We start from the raw sequence: 14,043 nt of genomic DNA, 5'->3' as shown, positions 1-14,043 counted from the left end.
CGACTTTAAAACAAACGCAACAAACTGCTTAAGTGAGTATTTAAGCAAATAAAAAATCAATCATCAGCGGGATCTTGTCCGCCATATCATGCATAAAATGGTCACCACCAGCTTCAATGATCATCGGTGACTGTGCGCCATCTTGGCTATAGTAGGCCTCTGCCACGCGGTAATCGAGGACTTCATCACCCTGTTTAAGCAGTACCAAGATGCGTTCTGGATGAATCGGCACAGGCTGGTATAAAGCGGCTAGGTCAGCCAGATCACTTTCTGTAATCGTCCACCCGCCATCCGTCGTAAATCCTCGATGGCCATGGGTGAAATAACGCTGGAAGCGCTCAAATGGGCGTGTTGCAGGATTGACCAATACCGCTTTTAAGCCGTACTTGGCCACACAAACCGTTGAAAAAAAGCCCCCCAGAGAACTGCCCACCAATCCCGTATCAGGGTCACGCGCAATAATCTCACTTAGAATCTGCATCACCTGCAATGGCGGCACATTCAGATCTGGACGGAGAACTTGAATCTCAGGACGATGGATTGCACACCAATCTGTCAGCATTTGACCTTTGATGGAGTTCGCATCACTGTTTAAACCATGGATATAAATCAGTTGCATCATTCACCTCTCATTACACATCAGTATGCCCGATCCAAATATTAATGACCGATAAAAAAATTGCGCCAGGATATGAAAATTTTATGCATCTTAACGGATCACTGCACAGGAATTCTGCTAAAACAGATGCTTCTTCACAACTATCAATTTAAAATAACAATATATTACAAATAGTTAATCAATACCAACTGGTCCATGTACATAAAATTGGTTACATTTTGCAATATGTGGTTTAGTATTGCTACTATTCAAAGTGCGTCCATGTATACATATTCTAGGCAAGCCACCTGTGCTGCCAATGATGCGTGATAACCTTAACCCATAGAGTCAAGCCGTATCTATAAAAATACGAACCAGTCATAGAGAGTCTTATGCCTAGCCCAACACCCCTGCATGAACCATTTTGCAGTCTACGCAAAGCGCCCATTACACAGGGAGATTTTATCGAAGGACTGGCACAACTGACAACGACGGGTGTGTCACGCACAACTGACTTTGTGCAAGCAATCTATCGTGAGACCTTATTACGATCCTTAGGCTTGTACGACGAAGCCAACCAAACCCCACTGCAAAAAAGCATTTCCAATCAGATTTTCTGGCTGATCCGCTACGGCGTTAAACATGCTGGGCGTTATTCTGCACACGGGTTGCGTACATTTGGTCGTCTAAGCCCTGTACAAGCCGAAAAACCACTGAACGTTCCATTGCATATGCTGGTCAGTGCCTTAAATGGCATTATGGGTGATCACCTCGTCTATGACCGTAACCCGCTGGCATTGCCAATGCTCACTTATGACCGTCATGGCAAAGTGTTTAATGGTGAACTCCGTGGTCGTGTTGTGATCTTTGTGCATGGCTTATGTATGGATACCCACAGCTGGTACCCGAGTAAATACCAAAGCATGGGTGAACAGGTCTATCGCCAACAAGACTGCACCGTTCTCTACCTTAGCTATAACACCGGTCGCCGTATCTCATTAAATGGCCGCTCTTTCTCCAATTTGCTAAACGATCTATACATCCGTAACCCCGATATCAGCCATATCGATATCATCGGGCATAGCATGGGTGGTCTGGTCTCGCGCAGCGCACTGTTTTATGGCAAGCAAATGGGTCTCAACTGGATTTTACTGGTCGATCATTTGATCTGCTTAGGATCGCCGCATCAGGGGGCTCTGCTTGAGCGTTTAAGCTATATGGTGCAAGACAAAGTGGGTAAGATCCCATTCGCTGGGGCACTTGCACGTCTAGGCGATTTACGCAGTGCAGGCATTATTGACCTACGCTGGGGCAGTGTCCGCGATGATGACTGGGAACACTTAAAATCCGGCCGTCGCGGCGACTTTGCTGATAATCGTAGACCCGCTCCACTACCCTCTAATATCAAAGCTTATTTTATGGCGGGCACCATCGAACACGAAAACGCACCGTCTAAAACCCGCGAGGCGCTCGGTGATTATCTGGTCAGTGTCAAAAGTGCCCTCGGTGAGCATTCAGACCCTGAATATCAGTTGAATGTCCCGCAAGAGCGTAAAGCCGTGTTTTATGGTGTGGATCATATGCAGTTGCAATACAGCCAACGCGCGATCGATCAAGTGCTAATCTGGCTTGCACCGCCTGAACGCAGCTCTAAACCCATCACCATCCCACAAAAAGATGCAATTCCGATCTCAGCTTAACAACAGTTTTTTTACTCATGATTTAAAACAACAACCTGAAGAACAACCATAAAAAAAGCAGCCCTGAGGCTGCTTTTTTTATTCACGATTTCTTAAACTTGAGCACGATACTTATAACGTTGGAGCGTCTGCAATTGTGCAGCGGTTTCTGCCAATACGCTGAGCGCCGCTGCAGCATCAAAATCACCTTTTTGATTTGCAAGCAAGCTTTCTGCGTGTTGACGCGCTTCCAAAATCTTTGCTTCGTCCAAATTCGCGGCATGAATCGCGGTGTCCGCCAAAACGGTCACAACGTGCGGCTGCACTTCCAACACACCACCAGAGACATAGATCTGCTCTTCGTGACCATCAGAATGCTGCACACGCAGTGCGCTTGGCTTGAGCAAAGTCACCAAAGGCGCATGGCCTGGCAAAATACCCATTTGTCCGGCGATACCGTCAGCGATTAACATATTAATGTCACCGCTGAAGATTGAACCGCCAACACTAACGACATCACAATGCAAGGTTGCCATGAGGCGTCCTCCTGCGTAAGTTACGCTGTTAAATGACCGTTATTTGGCTGCGAGCTTTTCAGCTTTAGCAACAGCTTCTTCGATGCCACCAACCATGTAGAACGCTTGTTCTGGCATATGGTCGTAGTCACCAGCGATAATGCCTTTAAAGCCTGCGATCGTATCTTTAGAAGATACCAGCTTACCAGGAGAACCGGTAAATACTTCAGCAACGTGGAACGGCTGTGACAAGAAGCGTTGGATTTTACGAGCACGGAAAACAACAAGCTTGTCTTCTTCAGCCAATTCATCCATACCCAAAATCGCGATGATGTCTTTGAGTTCTTTATAACGTTGCAGAATGGTTTGTACGCCACGTGCAACATTGTAGTGCTCTTCACCCACAATCGCTGGATCCAACTGACGTGAAGTTGAATCCAAAGGATCAACCGCAGGGTAAATACCCAATGACGCGATATCACGTGACAGAACAACAGTCGCATCCAAGTGAGCGAAGGTGGTTGCTGGTGATGGATCGGTCAAGTCGTCGGCTGGAACATAAACCGCTTGAATTGAAGTAATCGAACCGGCTTGTGTTGAAGTAATACGTTCTTGCAGAACGCCCATTTCTTCAGCCAAAGTTGGTTGGTAACCCACCGCAGAAGGCATACGACCGAGCAATGCAGAAACTTCGGTACCTGCCAAGGTGTAGCGATAGATGTTATCCACGAACAACAGTACGTCACGACCTTTGCCGTTTTCGTCTTTTTCGTCACGGAAATATTCAGCCATGGTCAAACCAGTCAACGCAACGCGTAAACGGTTACCCGGTGGCTCGTTCATCTGACCATAAACCATGGCTACTTTGTCAAGAACGCCAGAATCTTTCATTTCATGATAGAAGTCGTTCCCTTCACGAGTACGCTCACCCACACCAGCGAACACAGACAAACCACTGTGTGCTTTTGCGATGTTGTTGATGAGTTCCATCATGTTAACGGTTTTACCCACACCAGCACCACCGAACAGACCAACCTTACCACCCTTTGCAAACGGGCAAAGCAAGTCGATAACTTTGATACCGGTTTCAAGGATTTCGGTTGAACCCGCTTGTTCTGCGTAGCTCGGTGCTGGACGGTGAATAGCCCAGTGATCTTTAGTCACAACTGGACCCGCTTCGTCGATTGGGCGACCCAACACGTCCATGATACGACCCAAAGTCGCATCACCCACTGGCACAGAAATTGGGCCATTGGTGTTGGTAACAGGCAAACCGCGTTTTAGACCTTCGGTTGAACCCATCGCAATCGTACGAACGATACCGTCGCCTAATTGCTGTTGTACTTCTAATGTCGTTTCGGTGTTGTCCACCGTCAGAGCATCATAGATCTTTGGAACGCTAGTGCGATCGAATGAAACGTCGATAACTGCGCCAATGATCTGAACGATATGACCGCTACTCATGGCTGTCTCCTCAATTCAAAATAAAATCTAGTATCAAACCTGATGTTGATATGATCATTCGGATCACGATCAACACCAGTTTCGGTTAATGCTGCTAACTGCTGTGACACAGTCAATTCAAATTCAAACGTTTTGCGTTAAACCGCAGCAGCACCACCAACGATTTCGGAAATTTCCCGAGTAATCGCAGCTTGACGCAGCTTGTTGTAAACCAGTTGCAGGCTCTTAATCAAATCACCGGCGTTATCAGTCGCTGCTTTCATCGCAACCATACGAGCGGCTTGCTCAGAGGCGACGTTTTCAACAACTCCCTGATAGACCATCGATTCGATATAACGAAGCAACAATCCATTCAATACTTTTTCTGGATCAGGCTCGTAGATGTAATCCCATGCGTGGTCACGATGTAGACGCCAATCATTGACTTCAGCTTCTGCCAAAGGCACCAACTGAGCAATCGTCGGCTTCTGAACCATCGCATTTACAAAGTGATTAGAGACCAAATAAATTCGGTCGAGCTCACCATTGTCGAATGCACTCATCATGGCATGCACTGCACCAGTCAGTTGTTCCATCGACGGCGCATCACCCAATTGGGTCGTAGCCGAAATCACTTTTCCGCCAAAGCTCTTGAAGAAAGCAACCGCTTTCGATCCAATCACTGCAAACTGAACTTCAACAGATTGCTCTTGTTGTGCTTTCACATGCTGAATGACGCGTTTGAACAAGTTGATGTTCAAACCACCTGCGAGTCCACGATCAGACGACACCACGATATAGCCCACACGCTTAACAGGGCGTTCGACCATATAACGATGCTTAAACTCAGGATGTGCTTGCACTAAATGCGCAATCACTCGGCGCATGCCTTCGGCATACGGACGTCCTGCAACCATGCGTTCTTGAGCGCGACGCATCTTACTGGCAGCAACCAATTGCATCGCACGCGTAATTTTCTGCGTACTTTTGATGCTGACCACTTTGGCGCGAATTTCTTTTAGACTTGCCATACGCTTACCATGCTTTTGTAAAAATCAGTATGTGAAGCCAGATCAGCCTTAGCACCGTGATGGATATCACAGGCTAAGGCTTAACTGATTAATAGGCCTGAGTCGCTTTAAAGGCTTTGATACCTTTATGCAATTCAGCTTCGATGTCTTTATCGTAGTTTGCTGTTTCATCAATATTGGTCATTAAAGCACCATGTTGTGAACGCATAAATGCCAGCAAACCTGACTCGAAATCACCAATTTTATTCACTGGTACGTCAGTCAGATAATTTTCATTCGATGCAAAAATTGCAACAGCTTGATCAGCCAATGAGAACGGAGCGTATTGCTTTTGCTTCATCAGCTCAGTAACGCGCTGACCATGCTCAAGTTGCTTACGGGTTGTTTCATCAAGGTCAGATGCAAACTGAGCGAACGCTGCCAATTCACGATACTGAGCCAATGCAGTACGGATACCGCCTGACAATTTTTTGATAATTTTGGTCTGAGCTGCACCACCCACACGCGATACCGAAATACCCGCGTTAACCGCAGGACGGATGCCTGAGTTAAACAGTGATGATTCCAGGAAGATCTGACCATCGGTGATCGAGATCACGTTGGTTGGAACGAATGCAGACACGTCACCAGCTTGAGTTTCAATGATCGGCAATGCGGTCAATGAACCAGTCTTGCCAGTCACCGCACCGTTGGTGAACTTCTCAACATACGCAGCAGAAACGCGCGCAGCACGCTCAAGCAGACGGGAATGGAGATAGAACACGTCACCTGGGTACGCTTCACGACCTGGTGGACGACGCAGCAAGAGAGAAATTTGACGATAAGCAACCGCTTGTTTTGACAAGTCATCATAGATGATCAATGCATCTTCACCGCGGTCACGGAAGTATTCGCCCATGGTACAGCCAGAGTATGGCGCGAGGAACAACAGTGATGCTGGATCAGAAGCACTTGCCGCCACAACAGTGGTATAGGCCAATGCACCAGTTTCTTCAAGTTTACGTACCACGTTAGCAATGGTCGATTGTTTCTGACCGATCGCAACATAGATACATTTAATGCCAGAATGCTTTTGTGCAATGATCGCGTCGATTGCCAAAGCAGTTTTACCAGTCTGACGGTCACCGATGATCAACTCACGTTGACCGCGACCCACTGGAATCATGGTATCAACCGCTTTATAACCAGTTTGTACTGGCTCATCAACAGATTGACGCCAGATCACGCCTGGAGCAACTTTTTCGACTTTATCAGTCAGTTTTGCATTGATCGGACCTTTGCCGTCGATCGGGTTACCCAGCGCGTCTACAACGCGGCCAAGCAGTTCAGGACCAACTGGAACTTCAAGAATACGACCTGTACAACGGGCTTTTTGACCTTCTTGTAAGTTCAAGAAGTCACCCAGAACGACCGCGCCGACTGAATCCTGTTCTAGATTCAGTGCCATGCCATAGAGGCCGCCGTCAAATTCGATCATCTCACCATACATTGCATCAGCCAGACCATGAATCCGCACGATACCGTCAGATACCATGACGATAGTACCTTCGTTGCGGGCTTCGGCGCTGGTGTCCAGATCGCTGATACGCTGTTTAATGAGCGCACTGATCTCAGATGGATTCAGTTGTTGCATTGCGCTTTCCTCAATTTGTTTTTGAAAAATCAAAAAAATACTTTTAAAAAAATAGCTTTCACACTACTGACGACGATGCTAAATCATCCAGCCAGTAGGCTTGTGCGTAGTTTTTCCAATTTGCCAAGGACAGAATCGTCGATGACTTGATCACCCGCGCGGATTACAACACCGGCGATCAATTCAGGTTTAACTTCAACCTGACTATTAATCTTTGTACCAAAACGAGTTGCCAAGCGATCGCTTAATGCTTGTTGTTGCTCAGCGGTCAGCGGAAACGCTGACTCAATGATCACATCAGTCTCATTCAGGCCATGAGCTTTCTGCAACTCAAACTCTGCAGAAACTTCAGGCAACAGCGATAGACGATCATGTTCAGCGAGTTGGGTGAGAAAATTACGCACACCCTCGGTGATCTGACCTTCTAAAACCGTTGTCAAGGCTTGAACGCGTTGCTGATAGCCCAAAGTTGGGCGTTTCAAATAGTCAGCAAATGTCTGATCCTGAACAACCGCACTTGCGCTCGCAAGCGCCTTTGACCATGCCTCGATGCCATTTGCTGCATCGCGCTGTTCTTGCGCGAAAGCAAAGGCCGCTTTGGCATAAGGGCGCGCTAGCGTTGATAGTTCAGCCATGATTCGCCTCGATTACAGTTCAGCAGCTAGCTGAGTGAGCATAGCGGCATGGGCATTTTGATCCACTTGGGCTTTCAGGATTTTTTCAGCACCTGAAACGGCCAAAGCAGCAACTTGACTACGCAACGCCTCACGCGCTTGGTTAATCTCTTGATCAATCGATTCGCGGGCTTGTTGACGAATACGCTCACCTTCAGCAATTGCTTGCGTGCGGGCATCTTCGATCAATTGAGCAGCGCGACGGTTCGCTTGATCAATCAACTGTGCTGTTTGCGCTTTAGACGCATTCAGTTCTTCCTGTACTTGGTTCTGGGCAGTTGCCAGTTCGGCTTTCGCAGCTTCAGCGGCATTCAGACCGTCAGCGATTTTGCCTTGACGTTCTTGAATAGCGTTGATCAGCGGTGGCCAGACAAACTTCAAGCAGAATGCAACAAACAGTGCAAACGCTATAATTTGTCCCAACAGGGTTAAATTAATATCCATGGTATTCCCTCTAGTATATTACGGGGGGAAAATTAGTGAGCAGCAGGAGCAACAACAGCAACTGGAGCAGCAGCGGCAGCAGCTTCTTTAGCTTGACCAACGAATGGGTTACTGAAAATGATGAACAAGCCCAGACCAACAGCAATCATTGGTACAGCGTCAACAAGACCCATTACCACGAAGAATTTGGTTTGCAATTGTGGGCCGAGTTCTGGTTGGCGTGCAATCGCTTCGATGAAACGACCACCGAGGATACCAATACCAATCGCTGCACCAAGTGCACCAAAAGCCAGAAGAAGCGCGCCAGCAATAGCTGATAAACCGATTAAACTTTCCATTTAGAGTGACCTCAAGGTTGGTTAAAACAAAAAAACAAAATTGTTGTAAAGCAAAACTAAAACATCAAATCAAAACAATAACAAAACAGGTACCGCAAGCGATGCACAGCAAGGAAGCACGCTTAGTGCTTCTCGCTCGCCATCGACAAGTAAACAATCGTCAGCATCATGAAGATGAACGCTTGCAAACTGATAATCAGAATATGGAAGATCGCCCAAGGCACTGACAATGACCACTGTAACCACCAAGGCAACAAGCAGATCAGAATAAAGATCAACTCGCCAGCGTACATATTACCGAACAGTCGCAATGCCAAAGAAATTGGGCGTGCGATAAAAACAACAATTTCCAAGAAGAAGTTGATTGGAATCAAGATCAACTGGATCAATTTGTTCTGTGCGGAAAAGGGTTGTAAAGTCAACTCGCCGATGAAACCGCCCAAACCTTTTTCTTTAATGCTAAAGAAAATGATCAGGACAAATACCGACAAGGACATGCCCATGGTGATATTCGGATCTGTGGTTGGCACGACTTTAAAGAAGACTGAGTGTGGGTCTGCACCGAAGAAATGCACACCGACCCATTGCGCTGCTCTTGGAATAAAATCAACTGGGATCAAATCCATGAAATTCATGAGGAAAATCCACACAAAAATCGTCAAGGCAAGTGGTGCAATCAATTTTGATTTGCCATGGTAGGTATCACGTACGCTGGTATCCACAAACTCAACGATCATTTCAATCGCAGCTTGCAGTCCACCAGGCACACCCGCCGTTACACGACGAGCAACCAGCCAAAACAATGCACAAAAAACGATCCCTAAACCAATCGACCAACCCAACGAATCCAGATTGACGGAATTAAATCCCATCGCTTTGGCTTCCGCTGCGTCATGCGCAATGGTCCAACTGCCTGTTTCTGGATTTTTTCCATAGGTCAGGTGAGTCAGATGGTGGGAAATATACTCGGAGGAGGTGAGTGTCTGCTGTTCAGCCATTGGGCACACCTAATAAGACTAAGTTAATATGAAAACTAAAAAGAGACGTTAAATACCTGATCGTCAATCGGACAGATCAGCACATTCAAAGCTCAAAATTCCAAACCACAAATTCTATAAATTTTTCGTTCAGCGCGTATTTCTCAATACGTTGAACTTCTTCTCTTTCCTAAAATCGCGTACTTTTTATAAAGACATTTATTTCGAAAAAAGACCACACTACCCAAAATTTTCAACATCGCGCTACAACATTCTACCCAACCAACAAGACATTTCGATGAAATGTCACACCGCTCAGGTCTTAGACCGTTCGCCGTGGACCATGGGATATAACCAAGCCATGGCTTGTACTGCCGCAAAACCTAACAACAACGAACCGCCTGACAAGGGATTTACTGTCCGAAAGACAATAAAAAAGCCCATGATCACAATGACAAACTTACCAATCAATCCTTGGTAAAAACTTGCCAGCATCAACTGACCATTGCCACCCAGTCGAAACGCTTTCCACGTTGCATAACCGCTACCTAGCCAGCTAATAAACGCGCCAATAGCTGCACTTTTTGCAGCCAATGAATTAAAAAGCATGTAACCAACGATGGCAGCGAGCGGAATTATACAAGCCTGAACAATAACCAAACCCGTAGGAAACTCACGTTGAATCAAAGGACTGGGCTTACTCATTTCGTAACCACACTCGCACTGAACTCAACTGATCGCTTAACGATGGCGGCGCAGTGGTTGAAAAATCGCCACTTTGCAGCGCGCTCATTATAGTTATGTGACGACTTTGTTGCAAGCGTACGCAAGAAAATGATTGATTTTTTATTTAAACGCGCGGTCATTTTAAGCAACTATTCAAGGCGTACATTTTTTGAATTGCTGGGCGATCGCCTGCCAGCCATCAACAAAATTCGTTGCACCGGCCATCACCTCGTCAATCGGATACGATTGCACTGGGCTAAGCTTTTGAACCAATGCTGCCGCAGGTGTACGCTCTGCAAACAAGCACACCGCCATGGTTGAGGGCCGATGTTGGCTAAGCCAGATTAGCTGACCACCACTGGGAGGCAACTCGGCATCCGCGGTCAGAGCTCCAGCAAATTTTAAATTTAAGGTGTGCTCTACATACTGATAGGCATCGTGATATGCCCAATAATGACGCGGAGGATTGGCTTGCTCGGCATGAGCAACGGCAAGCAAATGCGCACTAAATTTTTGCGCATTTTGCAAATATAGCCTTGATTTATCAGGGAATTGTTTCGCGCGTACGGTTGCAATTGCGTAAGCTATGCCAATAGCATTGGCAGGATCCAGCCAGATATGCGGGTCAAACGAATCTTTAATCGGCTGTCCCTGAACATCTCGCAAGGGTAAACGATGAAAGGCCTTGAGATCATAGAGCGCGACGGCATTGCGCTGATGTTCAAGGATATCTTTGAGAGATGCTTCATAGTCACGCCCAAACCAGACCACAAAATCGGACTGTTTCAATACGAGACGATCCGAGGGGCGCAAATTCACATCATGACCACTGGAAGCTGGTGGCAATAAAGCAACCGGCTGTTCAATGCCTTGAGTCACCGCTTGTGCAATCAGGTATAAAGGATGCGTTGTCGCAACCAAAGTCCCCGCATGCGCACACTGCAATCCCAACAACAGAGTCGCCACAATGCTCAAAAACAGGCGATGAAAAAGTTGCATGGCGGCGGGGTTCTCAATACTTAAATAGTGCAATTATGTTACACTATTACATTATGTTTGCGTAAGTGGCAATCCAACTTATTGTCCCGTGAGGCGATCACTATGACTAAACCGTTTATCGAATCCACAGCGCACGATGTTGCAAGCTGTGGTTACGCACATCACAACCATGATCACACTATAAAAAACCATAATCATAACAATAGCCTACATGACACCCATACGCATTCGATTACTGCTCGCATCGCGGATGCCGAGCAAGAATGTCAACTTCGAGGCGTACGCTGGACGCCGCTACGCAGTGAAGTGTTAAAGCTGATTTTAGAGGCTGGCAAACCCATCGGTGCTTATGATCTACTCGCACAAATGGCTCATCAAGGCCGTCCGCCCGCACCGCCGACGGTTTATCGCACCCTCGACTTCCTATTGGAACAAGGCTTTATCCATCGTCTGACTTCCATCAACTCTTTTGTGCCGTGCTGCCATCCGCGACAAGGTCATGAAGCCGCATTCCTGATTTGTCAGAACTGTCATCGCGTTGATGAAGCCGAATCCAGTGACTTGCAAAGCATCCTTAAAAGCCTCGCCAATCAAGGGGGCTTCGCGCCTAAGCAAGCCACGATCGAGATCGCAGGCTTATGTATTGCCTGCCAAGCCGATCAGACTCAACCGCTTCTGACGACATCCGAAGAAAACAGCAGCGATCACTTTAACAACGCACCAGAGTCGATAGAACCGATCAGCAAGACATCTAAAAAATCCAAAGCCACACCAAAGGCGCACTCATGAGCAGCGCTCTTCTGGATACACAAGCGACACCATCAAGCAGTCCGCCGCTGGTGGTGATTCACAATGCATCCGTGAAATTCGACCAGAAGTCTGCCTTAAATCAAGTCTCATTGACCTTGGCCCCGCGGGAAATTGTCAGTCTGATTGGCCCCAACGGTGCCGGGAAGTCCACGTTGGTCAAAGTGGTTTTGGGGCTACAAAAGCTATCCAGTGGCACGCGACAGGTACAAAAGAATCTCAAGATCGGTTACGTGCCCCAACGCTTCCACTTGTCCAAGAGTTTGCCGCTTCGTGTACGGGATCTCTTCGCGCTCACCAAGATTATCCCGAGCCTGTTTCACCAGATTCTGGAGGAGACTGGTGCGACACCCTTACTGGATCGCGACGTACAAGATTTATCTGGTGGCGAACGGCAGCGGGTTCTATTAGCACGGGCTTTACTCACGCAGCCAGACTTACTGGTGTTGGACGAACCCATGCAGGGCTTAGACATCCACTCTGAAGCAGAGTTATACGCTTATGTCCGCACCCTGCCAGAGCGCTATGGCTGCGCCATCCTTATGGTGTCTCATGACTTACAATGGGTGATGCAAGGCACGCAGCGTGTGATCTGTCTCAATCACCACATCTGTTGTAGTGGTACGCCAGCTAGTGTCTTGAAAGATCCGGCCTATCAAGCGATTTTTGGCACCGAGCGCGTTCCTTATGAGCATCATCACGACCATTGTCGTCATGAAGACCTGCATCACGCACGCCATGATCATATCCCCGTCCAGCCGCATCTGCACCCAGAAGTCTCTGCTGATCTGATTGAAATCGACTTAAGACAAGCGCAAAAAAGTACCCGACACGAGAGTCAACACTAATGGATTATATCAATCTACTCGCTCCGGCTTGGAGTATGGGTGCACTGCTGGTTTTGCTGACGGCGCCTTTAGGCTGTCTTATGCTGTGGCGGAGAATGGCTTTCTTTGCGGATACCCTAGCCCATGGTACCTTGCTGGGCGTTGCGATTGCCGGATTACTGGCGCTGCCCTTTTGGGTCGGCGTCCTGTCCGTCTCGGGGCTTTTAGTGCTAATTTTGTGGGGTTTTCAAGATCGCAGGCTGCCGATGGATGCCTTGCTCGCACTCTGCTCCTCAGCACTCCTTTGTAGCGGGCTGCTGTTGGTCAATCAACTACCAGCACTGCGCCCCGAACTGATTGGTTATCTATTTGGTGATCTGCTCGCGCTCAACTGGACGGATTTGCCCGCTTTATTAGTGGCGATCTTGCTTGGTATCGGTATCTTGGCATGGAACTGGCGCGCTCAACTTCGGCTCGCCATTGATCCCGATATGGCCGCCAGTGAAGGCATTCATCCGAGCCGTCAGCGATTGATTTTTATGCTGGTACTCGCGCTCTTTACGGTGCTTGCATTAAAGGCGGTGGGAACTTTGCTGATGGGTGCACTACTGATTATCCCGGCTTTGACCGCACGGCTGTGGGCGCGCTCACCTCAGCAAATGGTGCTATGGGCCTTTGTTTTTGCGCAAATCGGTATCGCAGGAGGACTATGGGGTAGTGTCTGGCTGAATGTTGCAACAGGTGCGACCATCGTACTAACCATGACCCTATTGTTTATGCTGATTTTTGCTTGGCAACGCATCACCCAACTTCGAGCTTAAGTCACGCTAATCGCGTGACTTAAGTCTGATCTCAATCCTTATTTTTTCAGTGTCGTCACTTGATTGGCGGCCTGTTTAAAAAACTCATAGACGCCGTCATCACTCATTTTGCGCGCATTGGCCAACTCACCCGCTTTGGTGGTGTACAAGACTTGATTCTCCGGAGACAGGATCACGGCTGCAGGGATGCCTTTCTTAATCGGGCTGCCATAACGATCTGACAAATCCACGTTATGATCAAAGTTACCCACATCAATTTTCACCAATTGAAAGGACTTGGCAATCAGCTTGGCATTTTTACCCGTTTTTAACGCCTTATCCAGTGCACGGCAATCTGGGCACCAGTCGGCGCCAAAAACTAGTAAGACGGGCTTTTTACTTTTCTGTGCCGCTGTTAGCGCTTGCTGTACATCCGCTTTTGCATTGGCATTAACGTCATAAGCCTGCGCTGTCGTCGATAATAAAACGCCAGCCAACAGCCCTACCCACCATAAATTTCTCATGATCATTCCACTCCACCGCCGCGCACAA

Annotated in this window: 14 protein-coding genes and 2 pseudogenes; 4 read left to right on the top strand and 12 right to left on the bottom strand. The window is 47.6% G+C overall.

What is annotated here, in order from left to right; genetic code table 11:
- Positions 1–40: 40 nt before the first annotated feature.
- Entirely contained in the window at positions 41–622 is a 582-nt protein-coding gene (locus tag ACLHG7_RS04295) for a YqiA/YcfP family alpha/beta fold hydrolase (protein ID WP_410209816.1), read from the bottom strand.
- 368 nt (positions 623–990) lie between these two features.
- Here ACLHG7_RS04295 and ACLHG7_RS04290 point away from each other — a divergent pair, with 368 nt between their 5' ends.
- The gene (locus tag ACLHG7_RS04290; protein ID WP_410209815.1) at positions 991–2,298 is read left to right on the top strand and encodes an alpha/beta fold hydrolase; all 1,308 of its coding nucleotides are present in this window, start codon (positions 991–993) and stop codon (positions 2,296–2,298) included.
- Between the two features lie 92 nt (positions 2,299–2,390).
- Here ACLHG7_RS04290 and ACLHG7_RS04285 read toward each other — a convergent pair whose 3' ends face one another.
- The 10 genes from ACLHG7_RS04285 to ACLHG7_RS04240 form a co-directional block, all read right to left on the bottom strand.
- Positions 2,391–2,813: a F0F1 ATP synthase subunit epsilon gene (locus ACLHG7_RS04285; protein ID WP_114900347.1), complete on the bottom strand. Its 423-nt coding sequence runs from the start codon at positions 2,811–2,813 to the stop codon at positions 2,391–2,393.
- Positions 2,814–2,852: 39 nt separating this feature from the next.
- On the bottom strand, positions 2,853–4,256 hold the full coding sequence (gene atpD, locus ACLHG7_RS04280) for a F0F1 ATP synthase subunit beta (RefSeq protein ID WP_410209814.1): 1,404 nt from the start codon (positions 4,254–4,256) through the stop codon (positions 2,853–2,855).
- A gap of 137 nt (positions 4,257–4,393) precedes the next feature.
- Positions 4,394–5,266, bottom strand: a complete 873-nt coding sequence (gene atpG / locus ACLHG7_RS04275; RefSeq protein WP_410209813.1) for a F0F1 ATP synthase subunit gamma — start codon at positions 5,264–5,266, stop codon at positions 4,394–4,396.
- An 88-nt stretch (positions 5,267–5,354) separates the two neighbouring features.
- Positions 5,355–6,899 carry a F0F1 ATP synthase subunit alpha gene (gene atpA / locus ACLHG7_RS04270; RefSeq protein ID WP_410209812.1) on the bottom strand — a complete coding sequence of 515 codons (1,545 nt, stop codon included), beginning with the start codon at positions 6,897–6,899 and terminating at the stop codon, positions 5,355–5,357.
- Between the two features lie 83 nt (positions 6,900–6,982).
- The gene (locus tag ACLHG7_RS04265) at positions 6,983–7,534 is read right to left on the bottom strand and encodes a F0F1 ATP synthase subunit delta (RefSeq protein WP_114900351.1); all 552 of its coding nucleotides are present in this window, start codon (positions 7,532–7,534) and stop codon (positions 6,983–6,985) included.
- A gap of 12 nt (positions 7,535–7,546) precedes the next feature.
- Positions 7,547–8,017, bottom strand: coding sequence for a F0F1 ATP synthase subunit B (locus ACLHG7_RS04260; protein ID WP_114900352.1), 471 nt, complete (start codon positions 8,015–8,017; stop codon positions 7,547–7,549).
- Positions 8,018–8,049: 32 nt separating this feature from the next.
- The gene (gene atpE / locus ACLHG7_RS04255; RefSeq protein WP_410209811.1) at positions 8,050–8,355 is read right to left on the bottom strand and encodes a F0F1 ATP synthase subunit C; all 306 of its coding nucleotides are present in this window, start codon (positions 8,353–8,355) and stop codon (positions 8,050–8,052) included.
- A 122-nt stretch (positions 8,356–8,477) separates the two neighbouring features.
- Positions 8,478–9,353 carry a F0F1 ATP synthase subunit A gene (atpB, locus tag ACLHG7_RS04250; RefSeq protein WP_410209810.1) on the bottom strand — a complete coding sequence of 292 codons (876 nt, stop codon included), beginning with the start codon at positions 9,351–9,353 and terminating at the stop codon, positions 8,478–8,480.
- 294 nt (positions 9,354–9,647) lie between these two features.
- A complete protein-coding gene (locus ACLHG7_RS04245; protein ID WP_410209809.1) occupies positions 9,648–10,037 on the bottom strand; it encodes an ATP synthase subunit I in 390 nt (129 codons plus the stop codon).
- 174 nt (positions 10,038–10,211) lie between these two features.
- Positions 10,212–11,057: a metal ABC transporter solute-binding protein, Zn/Mn family gene (locus ACLHG7_RS04240; protein WP_410209808.1), complete on the bottom strand. Its 846-nt coding sequence runs from the start codon at positions 11,055–11,057 to the stop codon at positions 10,212–10,214.
- A 180-nt stretch (positions 11,058–11,237) separates the two neighbouring features.
- Between ACLHG7_RS04240 and ACLHG7_RS04235 the strand changes: the two are divergent.
- The 3 genes and pseudogenes from ACLHG7_RS04235 to ACLHG7_RS04225 form a co-directional block, all read left to right on the top strand.
- Positions 11,238–11,711 (top strand): annotated as a pseudogene (locus ACLHG7_RS04235) (transcriptional repressor); the annotation flags it as partial.
- A gap of 131 nt (positions 11,712–11,842) precedes the next feature.
- Positions 11,843–12,649 (top strand): annotated as a pseudogene (locus ACLHG7_RS04230) (metal ABC transporter ATP-binding protein); the annotation flags it as partial.
- Positions 12,650–12,711: 62 nt separating this feature from the next.
- Entirely contained in the window at positions 12,712–13,512 is an 801-nt protein-coding gene (locus tag ACLHG7_RS04225) for a metal ABC transporter permease (protein WP_410209807.1), read from the top strand.
- Positions 13,513–13,550: 38 nt separating this feature from the next.
- On the opposite strand, the gene ACLHG7_RS04220 is transcribed toward ACLHG7_RS04225, so the two are convergent.
- Positions 13,551–14,015, bottom strand: coding sequence for a thioredoxin family protein (locus ACLHG7_RS04220; protein ID WP_410209806.1), 465 nt, complete (start codon positions 14,013–14,015; stop codon positions 13,551–13,553).
- Positions 14,016–14,043 lie beyond the last annotated feature (28 nt).

The sequence above is a fragment of the Aquirhabdus sp. genome (assembly GCF_046462495.1).
GTDB lineage: Bacteria > Pseudomonadota > Gammaproteobacteria > Pseudomonadales > Moraxellaceae > Aquirhabdus.
Note: the sequence above shows the minus strand (reverse complement) of the source record. Positions and strands in the feature narration are given on the sequence as shown.